Origin of the sequence: Stenotrophomonas sp. WED208 (genome assembly GCF_040984485.1) — a bacterium.
In the GTDB taxonomy this organism is placed as follows: domain Bacteria; phylum Pseudomonadota; class Gammaproteobacteria; order Xanthomonadales; family Xanthomonadaceae; genus Stenotrophomonas; species Stenotrophomonas riyadhensis.
The window spans coordinates 3,609,184-3,622,426 of the sequence record NZ_JAZARB010000001.1; the positions used below are offsets into that span (position 1 = coordinate 3,609,184).

Consider the following 13,243-nt stretch of genomic DNA (forward strand, 5'->3'; position numbering starts at 1 on the left):
TCCACGGGATCAGCTTGCGCTCGCAACGTCCAGGAAATTGCGCAGCACCGGCGCCGGAGCTTCCGGGCGCGTGCAGAACTGCAGCGCGAAGCGCGTTGCTTCATCGGCCAGCAGGCGATAAGCGATTTCCTGCGAACGGAAGCTGGCCATGCTGGCTGGCACGATCGCCACGCCAGCATCCACCGCCACCAGCGACAGCACCGCATGCATGCCCTGCGCTTCCTGCACGACGCGCGGGGTGAATCCCGCCGCAGTGCACAGGCCCAGCACCTGCGCGTGGAAGCCGATGCCCTCACCCGCCGGCCACGACACGAACGACTCGTCAACCAGCATCGCCACACTGACCTCCGCCGCATCGGCCAGCGCATGCGCACGCGGCAGCGCAATCGCCAGGCGGTCGTAATCGAAGTCGTGCAGCACCAGCTCAGCGGCGGGAATCGGTGGGATCAGCACGCCGACGTCGATGCGCTGCTCACGCAACCACAGCTGCTGCTGGCGTGATGTGGCTTCCTGCAGATGCAGCTGAACGTGCGGGTAGATCTGGCGGAAGCGGCGGATCAAGCCCGGCAGGCGACCATACAGGGCACTGCCCACATAGCCTACGCGCAGGCTGCCGGACTGTCCGGCGGCGGCTTCGCGCGTGCGCTGCATTGCCTGCTCGGCCTGCTGCAGCGTTGCCCGCGCCTCCACCAGCAAGGTCTGCCCGGCCACGGTCAGGCCCAGGGTGCGGTTGCCGCGCACGATCAGTTCACTGCCCAGTTCATCTTCCAGCCGTCGGATTGCCGCCGTCAGCGGTGGCTGCGACATGTGCAGGCGGGCTGCGGCGCGGTGGAAATGCAGTTCTTCGGCCACGGCCACATACTGGCGAAGCAGGCGCAGGTCGATCATCTCGAAGCAGGCAGTGGAAACCTGCCTAGGGTACGCCCTCAGCCGCGCACGTCCACGCTGGCGCGGGCGATGGCCGGCCATTGCAGGGCGACCGACTCGATGCTGTCGGCACTGACCGCGCGCAGATCCCTTGGGTACGCCACATGCTCGGCCTCCTGCAGGCGCAGCGCGTGGAACTGGCCGTTGCTTGCGCGCAGCACCCAGCCGCCGTCCTGGCAGCGCGTGGACGCCAGGAAGGCCACGCCCTGTGCGACCGCGTCCGGATGAAGTTCATCCGGCTCACCCTCGATGCCCCACATCCGCGTCTTCGCCACCGGCGAAACCGCATTGACCACGATGCCATGCTCGGCACCTTCCAGTGCCAGCACATTGACCAGACCGAGCGCAGCCAGTTTGGCCATCGCGTACGCAGACAGCCCGCGCTGTGCGTACTGCGGATACAGCGCGCGATCGGACGTGGTGATGACGATGCGCCCTCCGCCCGCCGCGCGCATCGCCGGCCACGCCGCCTGTGCCAACCACAAGGGCGTCTTCGCGGCCAGGCACAGCATCTGCTCCAGCGCGTCGTCCTCGATCGCTTCCAGCGCCTGGTACCCGACCCAGCCAGCGTTATGGATCAGGAAGTCGATGCGGCCATGCTGGTGCAGCAGCTCCTGTACCAGCGCGTGGCAACCTGCGCGATGGTCAATCGGGCTGCTCGCGGCCTGCACTGACAGGCCCTGCATCTGCAATGCCTCGACGCTGCGCAGAATGCGCAGCGTCGAGGCACCACGGCCGTCGGTGCCAGCACCGATGTCATGCATCAGCACGTGCGCACCACGCTCGGCCAGCAAGCGGCTGTAGGCCAGGCCCAGACCACCGGCAGCACCGGTCACCAGGCCCACCTGGCCTTCGAAGGAAATACGCGAGATCGGCTTCATGCGCACAGCTTCCGCCACGCGCCGCGACGGCGGCCAATACCGTTCGCCGCCCACCACGATACGCCCACGCTATCGCCGAAAAGGGGACGGAGGGGATTAAGTCGTTTCAGGCACAGTGTGGCCAGTTACGACTTAATCCCCTCCGTCCCCTTTTTCGTTCAGCGGCTGAAGCGGCGTGCGCCGGCGACGCAGATCACCGCGACCACGGTCACCAGCACCATGCTGAGGCTGACCGATTCGTGCAGCAGCAGCGCGGCCAGGGCCAGGCCGAAGAACGGCTGCAGCAACTGCAGTTGGCCAACAGCGGCGATGCCGCCCTGCGCCAGGCCGCGGTACCAGAACAGGAAGCCGACCAGCATGCTGAACACTGCCACGTAGCCCAGTGCCCACCACGCCGACGCACCGACGGCGGCGAACGAGGCCGGGCGCATCAGCACTGTCAGCGGCAGCATCACCGGCAACGCCAGCAGCAGCGCCCAGCTGATCACCTGCCAACCGCCAAGATGACGGGCGAGCCGACCGCCCTCGGCATAGCCCAGCCCGCACGCCACGATCGCCGCCAGCATCAGCAGGTCGGCCTGCAGCGAGGCCTCGATGCCGTTGCGCACCGCATAGCCGACCACGCAGGCACTGCCCAGCAACGAGAACAGCCAGAAGGCAGGACGCGGCCGCTCGCCGCCGCGCAGCACGCCGAATATCGCGGTGCTCAGTGGCAGCAGGCCGACAAACACGATGGTGTGTGCGGATGAGGCGTGGCGCAGGGCGAGCGCGGTCAGCAGTGGAAAGCCGACCACCACGCCGAGGCTGACCACCACCAGGCCTGGCAGGTCACTGCGGCGCGGCCACGGCTGGCGCAGCAGCAACAGCAGCCCCAGGCCGAGCACAGCGGCGATGGTGGCGCGTGCGGCGGTGACGAACCCGGCATCCAGTTCAAGCACCGCCAGGCGGGTGGCCGGCAACGAGCCCGCGAAAATCACCACACCGATGAAGCCATTGATCCAACCACTCGCCGACCGTTCCACGCCTGTACTCCTGCAATGCCGGGCGGTCCCGGCGGGATTTCCATGAGAGCACCTGTGCCCCCCTCACCCCAGCTACAATCCAGTACAGTCACAAGTAACTGTACTGCCCACACTTCCACTACAGTCCGCCATGCCACGCCCCCTGACCCGCATCGAATCCGTCATCCAGGCGGTACGCACCCGCATCAACGCGCGGGTCGATGGCCCCGGCTCGCGCCTGCCTTCGGTACGGGCGCAGGCGGCGGCAATGGGGGTATCGGTCTCCACCGTGGTCGAGGCCTACGAGCGCCTGGCCGCCGAGGGGGTGATCAGCGCGCGCGCGGGCTCGGGCTTCTACGTCAGCGGGCCGGTCGCACCGCTCGCGCTGGCTGAAATGGAACCCCGGCTGGATCGCGCCGTGGACCCGCTGTGGGTGTCGCGGCAATCGCTGGAAACACCGGCCGGCCATCTCAAGCCGGGCTGCGGCTGGATGCCCAGCGACTGGCTGTACCAGGACGGCATGCGCCGGGGCCTGCGTCGGCTGGCACGCGTCGACGCCGCGCATCTGGTCGACTATGCCGGCCCGCTGGGCCTGCCGCCGCTACGCCAGCTGCTGCAGCGACGCGCTGCCGCGCTGGGCATCGATGCGCCGATGGAGCAGATCCTGCTGACCGAATCCGGGACGCACGCGGTCGACCTGATCTGCCGCTTCCTGCTCAAGCCCGGCGACTGCGTGCTGGTGGACGACCCCAGTTACTTCAACTACCACGCGTTGCTGAAGGCACACCAGGTGCAGGCAGTGGGCGTGCCGTACACACACACCGGTCCCGACCTGGACGCCTTCGCCCAGGCCCTGCAAGCGCATTCGCCACGGCTGTACATCACCAACTCCGGCCTGCACAACCCGACCGGCGCGGTGCTTTCCGCGAGCACCGCACACCGCCTGCTGGGCCTGGCCGAACGCAGCGAACTGATCATCGTCGAGGACGACATCTTCGCCGACTTCGAACTGCAGCCAGCGCCGCGGCTGGCCGCGCTCGATGGGCTGTCGCGGGTGATCCACGTCGGCAGTTTCTCCAAGACGCTGTCGGCGGCTTCGCGCTGTGGCTACGTGGCCGCTCGCCCTGAGTGGATCGAGGCGCTGACCGATCTGAAGCTGGCCACCAGTTTCGGCGGCGGCCATCTGGCGATGCAGTTGATGCACATCGCGCTGACCGACAGTGGCTACCGCCGCCACATGCAGTCGGTACGTTCGCGCCTGGCCGATGCGCGCCGGCACACGCTGCGCAAGCTGCAGACGCTGGGCATCACGCCGTGGCTGCAGCCGGAAGCCGGGCTGTTCCTGTGGTGCCAGCTACCCGATGGCCGCGATGCCGCTGCACTGGCGCGGCAATGCCTGCGCGAGGGCATCGTGCTGGCGCCGGGCAACGCGTTCAGCCAATCGCAGCGCGCGGCCGACTATGTACGTTTCAACGTTTCGCAGTGCCAGGACCCGAGGATCTGGCAGGTACTGGCGCGCGCGCTGCGTTGAGCTGGCAATGCGCGACCAGCGCATCCACCACCACACGCACGCCAGGCAACTGGCCGCGACGATGCGGCAGCAGCACGCTGGTGGTCACTTCGCCGGCATGCCACGCCGGCAGCACCTGCTGCAGGCGGCCGGCGGCAAGGGCTGCGGCACACAGGCTGTGTGGCAACACGGTGATGCCAAGGCCCGCTTCGGCCGCCGCGATCAGCAGTTGCGATTCATTGCCGACCAGCGCCACCTGCGGCTCCACCTGCACGGTGCGGGCGTCGGGGCCGTGCAGCGTCCAGCGCGTTGCATGGCGCGCGGTCAGCAGGCCGGCATGCGCACGTAGCTGCTCGGGCGTATCCACTGCCGGCGCGGCTGCCAGATAGCCAGGGGACGCCACCAGCACGATGCGCTCGCTACCCAGCGAGCGCTGCACCAACCCGGAATCCGGCAGCGGACCGAAGTGGCTGCGCAGGGCGATGTCGATGCCCTCCTGAGCCAGATCGATGAAGCGATCACTTACTTCAACTTCGATACGCAGCCGTGGATAGCGGCGGGCCAGTGCAGGCAGGCACGCGGCGAGCTCGCCCTGCACCACCGGAATCGAAGCGCTGATGCGTACGGTGCCGCTGGGTTCGGCCTGGCGGTCGCGGACGATGGCCTCGGCGGCCTCGACCTCGGACAACGCTGCGCGTGCGCGCTCGAAGAACTCCTGACCGACCTCGGTCAATGCGAAGCGGCGCGAACTGCGTTGCAGCAGCCGCACCTGGAGCTGTTCTTCCAGCAGCGCCACGCGCTTGCTCAGGGTCGAGCGCGGCAGGCCCAGATGGCGCCCGCCTGCGGCGAAACCGCCCTGCTCCACCGCAGTCACGAACAGGGCCAGATCGTTGAGGTTGAGCATGCGCAACGTCCACATATGTGGACTTCAGGATGCCATTCTGACGGCTTCCGGGGCAATGTCCACGCGAGCACGCTTTCCTCACCCGCCGCGTCGCGGCTCGAACCGGAAACCTGCCATGACCCCGACCCTCTTCTACGGCGTGCCCTCGGGCTGCTCGTTCGGCTCCATCGTTGCGCTGGAGTGGCTGCGCCAGCCGTATCACCTGTGCCGCATCGACATGCCCGGCCAGGTGCAGGGCGAAGACTACCGCCGCCTCAATCCACTGGGCGAAACCCCGACCCTGCGAACCACACAGGGCGAGCTGCTCAGCGAGAGCCTGGCCATCCTCAACCACCTGGCCGCGAAGGGCATCGCACAGGGGCTGGGCTTCGCACAGGGCACCTCCGGCTTCGATCGCCTCAACCATCGGCTGGCCTATCTCAACACCAGTTTCTTCGGTGCCTACGCGCCGCTCTGGCACGCACTGGAGCATACGGAAGGCGATGAAGGCGATGAGGGCGAGGCGCTGGAGCAGATGATCGGCACGGGCCCGTGGCTGCTGGGCGAACAGCGCAGCTTTGCCGATGCCTACTTCGCAGGCATCGCGCGCTGGAACGACTATCACCAGGTGGTCGATCGTCGCGGGTTCCCAAGGGTGCAGCAGTTGTTCGAGCGCCTGCAGGACGACGCCGGCGTGCAGTTCGCCCACGCCATCGAAGCGCAGCAGCCGGCAACCAGCAGCGGTGGATTCCTCGGCGAAGTGCGGCTGGAAGACGTGCTTGAGGCCGCAGCGGACTGAGCCCTGTCCTGCCCGTGAGGCAGCGGCGCGCAATGCCTCTTGCGCGCCGCGCTACAGTGGTATGTCGCCCGCCGCAGGAATCCGCGCATGTCCACGTTCTCCGATCCGCAGGCCGTGGCCCGCTATGCCGAAGCGCCGCTGCGCCAGGTGCCGGGTTTCCTCGCCCTGCAGCAGATGAGCCAGCTGCTGCTGGCCGAACGTGTTCCCGCGCAGGGCCGCGTGCTGGTGCTGGGTGCCGGTGGTGGGCTGGAGCTGAAGGCCTTCGCCGAGGCGCAGCCGGGCTGGCAGTTGCTGGGCGTGGACCCGGCTGCGCCGATGCTGGCCCTGGCCGAGCAGACACTGGGTCCGCTGATGTCGCGCGTGCAGTTGCTGGAAGGCTATATCGACGATGCACCCGATGCGCGCTTCGACGGCGCCAGCTGCCTGCTGACCCTGCACTTCCTCGATGCCGGGCAGCGCCTGCACACGCTGCGCGGACTGCACCGGCGCCTGCAACCCGGCGCGCCGCTGGTGGTGGCGCACCACAGCGTGCCACAGGACCCGGCCGGCAAGCTGCGCTGGTTGCAGCGCTACGCGGCGTTCGCCGAAGCCTCGGGGGTTGCCCACGCCGATGCGCAGCGCGCGATCAACGCCATTGCCGAGCGGTTGCCGCTGCTGGCACCCGAGCAGGAGGTCGCACTGCTGCAGGAGGCCGGCTTCGATGGTGTGGAGCTGTTCTATGCCGGCTTCAGCTTCAAGGGCTGGGTGGCGTACGCCGGTTGATGCCTACGGCACCACCGTGATGCCGATGCGCTGCATCAACAGCGCCACCTGCTGCACGTCCAGCGTGGCACCACGCAGGTTGGTGCTGCGCAGGTCCAGCTCGCCCAGCTCGGAGTTGGTCAGGTTGCAGTCGGTGAAGTTGGCGCTGTTCCAGTCGATCCCCTCGAACTGGCCACCGGACAGATCCGAGCCGGCGAAACTGGCACCGCTCACATTCGCGCCATCCCAGCGGTTCTCCCACAACTCGCACTTCTCCAGCGTGACCCGCGAGAAGTTCGCGTAGCGCAGGTTCGACTTCTTGATGAAGGCACTGCAGAACCAGCTGCGCGTGGTGATCTGGTTCATGAAGCTGGCGTTGCTGAAGTCCGCGCCCTGCGCACGGCACTCGCTGATCTCCAGGCCCAGCGCCTTGATGAAACTGAAGTGGCACATGCTGATGTCGCAGCTGCGGAAGCTGGCTTCCTTCAATGTGGCGCCGTTGAAGCGGCAACCGGCGCGGTTTTCAGCGTCGTAGAAGCTGCAGTTGATGAACTCGGTGGCGGTCAGGTCCGCGCCGGAGAAATCGCATTCGTGGAACTGCTGGTCGACCACCTTCTGGCCGGTGTACTGGTCTGCGCCGATGCGCAGCTTGCGGTGAACGGTGGGGGACATCGTGGATTCCATGCCAGGTGCCCCGCCATGATGCCGGGCCGCGAGGGCGATCCATAGACGCTGGCGCGGTCGGGTTCACCGGCAGTCCAGCCGGTCTGTGGCCACGCCCGCCAAACGCACGTTATTGCACGTTAATGCACGAATGTGCAGACTTGCGTCATGAGCTCCGATCCCAGCCCCCTCCCCGCCCAGCGGACCCAGCAGATCCTCGAGGAACTGCGCCAGTTCGGTCGCGTGGTCGCCGCCGAACTGGCGCGCCGCTATGCCGTCTCCGAAGATTCGATCCGCCGTGACCTGCGCGAACTGGCCGCGCAAGGCCTGTGCCAGCGTGTCTACGGCGGCGCCGTGCTGCCGCCGCCCAAGGAGCGCCCGCTGCGCGAGCGCCTGACCCGCGACCGCGGTGACAAGGCAGAACTGGCCGCCCGCGTCTGCGCGCTGCTGCAACCCGGGCAGGTGGTGCTGCTTGATGCCGGTTCAACCAACCTGGCGATCGCCCAGCAGCTGCCGGCTGCTCTCGGGCTGACGGTGATCACCAATGCCCCGCAGATCGCCACCGCAGCCAGCATGCTCGAAGGCACTTCAGTGCAGCTGATCGGCGGCCGCCTGGCCAGCGGTGGCGGCGCGGTCGGCGCTGAAGCGTTGGCGCAGGTGCAGCGCCTGCGCGCCGACGTATACCTGCCCGGCCCATGTGCAGTGGACGGCGACACCGGCGTGTGGGCGATGGATGCGGAAGAAGCCACGCTGAAGCGCGCAATGGTGGCCTGCAGCAGCCGCGTCATCGTCGCCGCGACCACCGAAAAACTCGGTGCCCGCGGCAACTGGCAGATCGCCAGCCTCGATGAAATCGACGATCTGGTGCTGACCACCACCGCACCGCCCGCACTGGCGGCTCGCTTCCGCGCCGCCGGTATCTCGGTGCACCCCACGCCTCCCTGACCGTACCGCTCATGTCCCTTGCCAACCGCGCGCGTGCCGAACAGCACGCGACCCGCGCTGCATTCTTCATTCCCGGCTTCGCCACTGCGTTGTGGGCCACCCTGGTGCCATTCGCCAAAGCGCGCACCGGGATCAATGACGCCACGCTGGGGCTGGTGCTGCTCTGCCTCGGTGCCGGCTCGCTGCTGGCGATGCCGTTGTCCGGCGTGCTGGCGGCACGCCTCGGTTGCCGCCGGGTGATGGTGGCCAGCAGCCTGCTGATCTGCCTGAGCGTGCCCGGCCTGGCGCTGGCCGGTTCGGCGTGGACGCTGGGCCTGGTGCTGTTCGCGTTCGGTGCGGCCGTGGGCGCGATGGACTGCACGATGAACGTGCAGGCGGTCATCGTCGAGCGCGAAGCACGGCGGGTGATGATGTCCGGCTTCCATGCCTTCTTCAGCATCGGCGGTTTCCTTGGCGCGGCCACCATGACCGTGCTGTTGTCCGCACAGCTGCCGCCACTGGCATCGGTGCTGATCGGCGTTGGCGCCATGCTGCTGGTGATGCTGATGTCGGCGCCGTACTGGCACAGCGAACGCATGCCGCACGGCGCACCGATGCTGGCCCTGCCGCACGGCATCGTGCTGTTCATCGGCGTACTCGCCTTCGTCGCCTTCCTGGGTGAAGGCGCGATGCTGGACTGGAGCGCGGTCTTCCTCAGCGATGTGCGTCGCGTCGATGCCAGCCTTGCCGGCATCGGCTATGTGACCTTCACCCTGACCATGACCGTGGCGCGCCTGTTCGGCGACGCACTGGTGGCGCGCGTGGGACGACAGCGCGCAATCGTGTTCGGCGCGCTGCTCGCCGCCGCGGGCGTGCTGGTGCTGACCCTGGTCACGCCGTGGCAGGCGTCGTTGGTGGGCTATGTGCTGGTCGGCCTCGGCTGCGCCAACATCGCACCGGCACTGTTCTCACTGGCTGGCCACCAGACCCGCATGCCGGGTGCGCTGGCGATCACCGCGGTGTCCACACTGGGCTTTGCCGGCATCCTTGCCGGGCCGGCCTTGATCGGCTTCGCCGCCAACCATTTCGGCCTGATCGCTGCGTTCATCGGCGTGGCCACGGCCCTGTTGCTGGTGGCGGTGTCCACGCGTTGGCTGCGGGTGTAGTCCAGGGCCTCAGCGCCGCCGGCGTCTCAGCTTCATCTGCAGCCGCCGGTAGCCGATCACCGTAGCCGTCGCGCACAACGCAGTACCCGCCGCACTCAGCAGCAGCAACAACGCCAGCCGGGCACCTTCCTGGCGCAGCATCGCCGGCAGGTCCCAGCTGTGCAGGAAGTAGAACAGCCAGCGCCCCACGCGCTCACGGTGCCCCATTGTCAGCAACGGATCGCCGGTGGCCAGGTCGAGGTAGACGCGCGTGGCCTCGGCATCGCCGAAATCCGCCACCGCCACCGGGAAGCGGCGTACCGCCGCGCCGTTCATGGCTTCCGGTGCACGCGGATAGAAGTAGGCGTCCGCTGCACGCTGCACCACGAAACCCTGCATCGGCGCATCGGACAGCGCCCGCACCTTCTGCTGCAGCCACGCGGCCGGCAGCAACCGCGCAACCTGCAGATGCCCATCGTTGCCGAACACGATGCGGGTATCGCCTTTCCCATCCAGCAGCACCGCGAACAGCTCGCCACCGATCCGTCGCCACTGGATTTCCACCGGCAGGAAGCGCTCGGCATCGGCGGCGGCCAGAAGTGTCGCCGGCTCGCCCAGTGCGCCATCCACCGCCACCGTACCGCCACGATAGCGTCCGCTGTCAATCGCTTCACGCGTGCTGCTGAAGACCCCCAACGGATTCATCGACATCAGCCCGCTGAAGATCCAGGTGAACACGAAGGCCGCAGCCATCAGCCCAATCAGATGGTGCCAGCGCATCCACGGTTCCACGTACGGTGTCTTCGCACCGGATCGGTAACGCCCACGGAAACGCCAGCACCACACACCGACCACGATGCCGCTGACTGCCGCCACCGTGCAGAGCGCAGACAACACGATCACGACCCACGTCCACACCGGGTCCACTGACTGCATGCGCAGGAAGTACAGCCAATGGAGCCAGGCGCCCACATAGTTCCAGCGCTGCTGCACATGCGGCGCGTCCAGCACCACTTCGCCAGTGTGCGAAGACACATACAGGTCACCGGGCTTCGTACCCCCCACCTCCACCCGGTACAGCGGCCGATGCGCGTCCAGCGCACGCGAATGCGTCCAGCGGTCCTCGTCCACGCACGTCGCGCCGACGAAGGCTGGGCCGCCCGCGAACTGTGCGGCGGATGCTTCGGCACGCTGTGCCGACACCGGCAGCAGGGCCTGACCGGTGTACGCCGACCAGGCGCCCACGTTGCGACCATTGCGCACCACATACGCAGGCTCGCCACGCAGCGTGGTCAGTGCCACGGCCTCCGGCTCGGCCTGCACGGCGGCCGGCAACACCGCCAGCCCCCGCCAGCCGTTCGCATCACCCAGCACCGGCAACGCCGCCAGACGCTCACCCGGCGTCAGCTTCGGGTAGCCGATGAACAGCATCACCATGCCGCTGACAAACCACAGCAGCATCAACAGGCATCCCCCGATGCCCAGCCAGCGATGCACCAGATAGGTCCAACGCTTGGCAGTGGATCGCAGCGACATGGTGCGCGTCCTCAGAAGCGATGGTCGACGGTGAACTCGACGCGGCGGTCCGCGCCCAGCAGCCACTGCGTGCTGGTGTAGTACGCGGTGGCGTAGTACGCCTTGTCGAATACGTTGAACAGGCGTGCAGACAGTCGCGTACGCGGTGCCGCCTGCCAGGTCAGCGCCAGGTCGGTGGTGCTGTAGCCGGGCAGCTCCAACGTGTTGCCGTTGTCGGCGTAGCGCTTGCCGACATAACGCACGCCACCCGCCGCGCTCCAGTCCGGTGCGAACTGCCAGCTCAACCACACATTGGCCAGGCGTTCGGCCACGTTCGGCGGCACGTTGCCATCGCGCGACACCAGCATCGGCGGCGAACCGGTGGTCTCCAGGAAGTCCTCGAACTCGGCCTTCAGCACCGTGGCGTTGGCATCCAGCGTCCAGTGCGGCGCGACGTTCCAGTTCAACGACGCCTCGATACCGCGTGAAGTCTGCGCGCCCACCTGCACGCGGCGGTCCGGCTGCACGGGATCGCGGCTGAGCAATCCGGTCTTGCGGATGCGGTACGCCGCCAGCGTCCACTCGCCACCATCGAACGCCTGCTTCAGGCCCACTTCGATCTGCCGGCCCTTGGCCAGGTCGAAGGCGCCGTTGGCCGGGCTGATCATCAGCAGGCCACTGACCGGGTCTGCTGCCTGCGAGTACTGCGCATACAGGCTCAGCGTCGGCTGCAACGCGAACACCGTGCCTGCACGCCAACCGGTGCTGCGGTAGGTCTTCGAGAACGCGTTCTGGCCGCTGATCAGATCGGTACGGTCGATGCGCGCGCGGTCGTGGCGAAGCCCACCCAGCACCGACCAGCGCTCGCTCAGCGCCAAGCGGTCTTCCACAAACAGCGCGTACTGCTCGGCGCGATTACGGTAGCGCGGCAGGTTCGGCGCGTCGCTGGCGAACTGGCCCGGCACCGGGTCGAACGGATCCACCGGACCCGAGCTGCCGACATAGGTGTTGTTGGTGTGCTTGAAGTGCGCGCGGTTGGCATCCAGGCCCACCGCGAAGCTGTTCTGCAGGCCACCCGCGGTTGCCTGCACACGCAGCGTCGAGGTCAGTCCAGTCTGGTCCTGGTTGTGGGTGATCTCGGTGTTGCCGGAGCGATCGATCAGGCCGGTGGCGGGGTTGTAGACATAGGCCTCTGCATTGCGCCAATCGCGCTGACTGTCGATCTGGTAGAGACGCGTGCGCCATTCGACGTTTGCGTTCGGCGTCCACAGCGCATCGAGCTGGGTCCAGCGGTCGCGATAGCGGATCTGGCTGTCTTCCACGTTGTAGTTCCGTTGGCGCAGCGCCTCCAGCTGACGGCCCTCGACCAGCGGCGTGCCGAAGTAACGCATCGGTTGCTGGTAGCCCTGCGCATGGGTGAGGGTCAGCTGCAGGTCCGCGCGCGGCTGCCACAGCAATGCACCGGAGAATGTCGCGTCACTGTTACGCCCGCGATCGACCCAGCCACCGCTGTAGTTGCCGCTCATATCCAGCCGGTAGGCCAGCTCGGGCGTCAGCGCGCCGCCGCTGCCGAAGCCCAGCCGCGCGGTGTCCTCGCTGCCCACGGTCACCCTGATCTCGTTCTCGATCGCACCGCGCGTGGGCTTCTTCGGCACGATGTTGATCACGCCGCCGATCGCACCGTCGCCATGGATCACCGACGCCGGTCCGCGCAACACTTCGATGCGCTCGATCGACCAGGTATCGAACGGGAACGTGATGCCCACGCCGCCGTACTGGCGCAGCCCGTCGTACAGCCGCATCACCGAAGCGCCATCGGTGAAGCCGCGGCTGGACAGCGCACTCAGCCCATTGCCCGGATGCGGCATCGCACTGATCGCACCCGCCCGGCTGATCGCATCGTTGAGGTTGCTGTCGCCGCGCTGCTCCAGTTGTTCGCGCGAAATGACGGTCAGGCTGGCCGGTGTCTGCAGCACGCTCAGGCCCAGCGCGGAACCGGCGTTGGCGGTGGACGACAGCTCACCACTGCGGGTATCGATTACCCGCACGGTATCCAGCGTGGTCGGTGGGGCCGCATCGGCGGCAAGTACGGGGGCGGTGTGCAGGAGCAACGCGCACAGGACAGGCAGCGCCGCCCTGCGCAGGCGCGCGGAGCTGGGGTTCGTTTTCATTTTTTTCACGGCATGCAAGGCCACCCCGCAATGGCAGGGCAGCAATCAGAAAGGGACAAACACGCGCGTGCGGGCGCCGGCCG

General features: G+C 67.7%; 12 protein-coding genes. 5 read left to right on the forward strand and 7 right to left on the reverse strand.

All coding sequences use genetic code 11. The annotated features are described in order from the left end of the window. Window positions 1-9 precede the first annotated feature (9 nt). The 3 genes from VPH47_RS16350 to VPH47_RS16360 all read right to left on the reverse strand — a co-directional run bounded on the left by VPH47_RS16350 (window position 10) and on the right by VPH47_RS16360 (window position 2,830). Window positions 10-888 carry a LysR substrate-binding domain-containing protein gene (locus VPH47_RS16350; RefSeq protein WP_368851271.1) on the reverse strand — a complete coding sequence of 293 codons (879 nt, stop codon included), beginning with the start codon at window positions 886-888 and terminating at the stop codon, window positions 10-12. A gap of 38 nt (window positions 889-926) precedes the next feature. After that, on the reverse strand, window positions 927-1,808 hold the full coding sequence (locus VPH47_RS16355; protein WP_368851272.1) for an SDR family oxidoreductase: 882 nt from the start codon (window positions 1,806-1,808) through the stop codon (window positions 927-929). A 158-nt stretch (window positions 1,809-1,966) separates the two neighbouring features. Next, window positions 1,967-2,830 carry a DMT family transporter gene (locus VPH47_RS16360; RefSeq protein ID WP_101765038.1) on the reverse strand — a complete coding sequence of 288 codons (864 nt, stop codon included), beginning with the start codon at window positions 2,828-2,830 and terminating at the stop codon, window positions 1,967-1,969. A 130-nt stretch (window positions 2,831-2,960) separates the two neighbouring features. Between VPH47_RS16360 and VPH47_RS16365 the strand changes: the two genes are divergently transcribed. Then, window positions 2,961-4,340 (forward strand): PLP-dependent aminotransferase family protein, encoded by a 1,380-nt coding sequence (locus VPH47_RS16365; RefSeq protein WP_110711361.1) that lies wholly within the window; start codon window positions 2,961-2,963, stop codon window positions 4,338-4,340. Here VPH47_RS16365 and VPH47_RS16370 read toward each other — a convergent pair. Beyond that, a complete protein-coding gene (locus VPH47_RS16370) occupies window positions 4,279-5,238 on the reverse strand; it encodes a LysR substrate-binding domain-containing protein (RefSeq protein WP_368851273.1) in 960 nt (319 codons plus the stop codon). The two genes, VPH47_RS16365 and VPH47_RS16370, sit on opposite strands and share 62 nt — an antisense overlap. Window positions 5,239-5,338: 100 nt before the next feature. On the opposite strand from VPH47_RS16370, the gene VPH47_RS16375 reads away from it, so the two are divergent. Continuing rightward, window positions 5,339-6,001 (forward strand): glutathione S-transferase family protein, encoded by a 663-nt coding sequence (locus VPH47_RS16375; RefSeq protein WP_368851274.1) that lies wholly within the window; start codon window positions 5,339-5,341, stop codon window positions 5,999-6,001. 87 nt (window positions 6,002-6,088) lie between these two features. Then, complete coding sequence (locus tag VPH47_RS16380; protein ID WP_180854075.1) at window positions 6,089-6,763, forward strand: class I SAM-dependent methyltransferase; 675 nt, start codon at window positions 6,089-6,091, stop codon at window positions 6,761-6,763. Window positions 6,764-6,766: 3 nt separating this feature from the next. On the opposite strand, the gene smqnr is transcribed toward VPH47_RS16380, so the two are convergent. Beyond that, window positions 6,767-7,414 carry a SmQnr family pentapeptide repeat protein gene (smqnr, locus tag VPH47_RS16385; protein WP_121504026.1) on the reverse strand — a complete coding sequence of 216 codons (648 nt, stop codon included), beginning with the start codon at window positions 7,412-7,414 and terminating at the stop codon, window positions 6,767-6,769. A gap of 159 nt (window positions 7,415-7,573) precedes the next feature. On the opposite strand from smqnr, the gene VPH47_RS16390 reads away from it, so the two are divergent. Both VPH47_RS16390 and VPH47_RS16395 read left to right on the forward strand, forming a co-directional pair. Then, complete coding sequence (locus VPH47_RS16390; protein WP_368851275.1) at window positions 7,574-8,350, forward strand: DeoR/GlpR family DNA-binding transcription regulator; 777 nt, start codon at window positions 7,574-7,576, stop codon at window positions 8,348-8,350. A gap of 11 nt (window positions 8,351-8,361) precedes the next feature. Then, complete coding sequence (locus tag VPH47_RS16395; protein WP_368851276.1) at window positions 8,362-9,495, forward strand: MFS transporter; 1,134 nt, start codon at window positions 8,362-8,364, stop codon at window positions 9,493-9,495. A 9-nt stretch (window positions 9,496-9,504) separates the two neighbouring features. On the opposite strand, the gene VPH47_RS16400 is transcribed toward VPH47_RS16395, so the two are convergent. After that, window positions 9,505-11,010: a PepSY domain-containing protein gene (locus VPH47_RS16400; protein ID WP_368851278.1), complete on the reverse strand. Its 1,506-nt coding sequence runs from the start codon at window positions 11,008-11,010 to the stop codon at window positions 9,505-9,507. An 11-nt stretch (window positions 11,011-11,021) separates the two neighbouring features. Next, window positions 11,022-13,160 (reverse strand): TonB-dependent receptor, encoded by a 2,139-nt coding sequence (locus tag VPH47_RS16405; protein ID WP_368851279.1) that lies wholly within the window; start codon window positions 13,158-13,160, stop codon window positions 11,022-11,024. Between the last annotated feature and the right edge of the window lie 83 nt (window positions 13,161-13,243).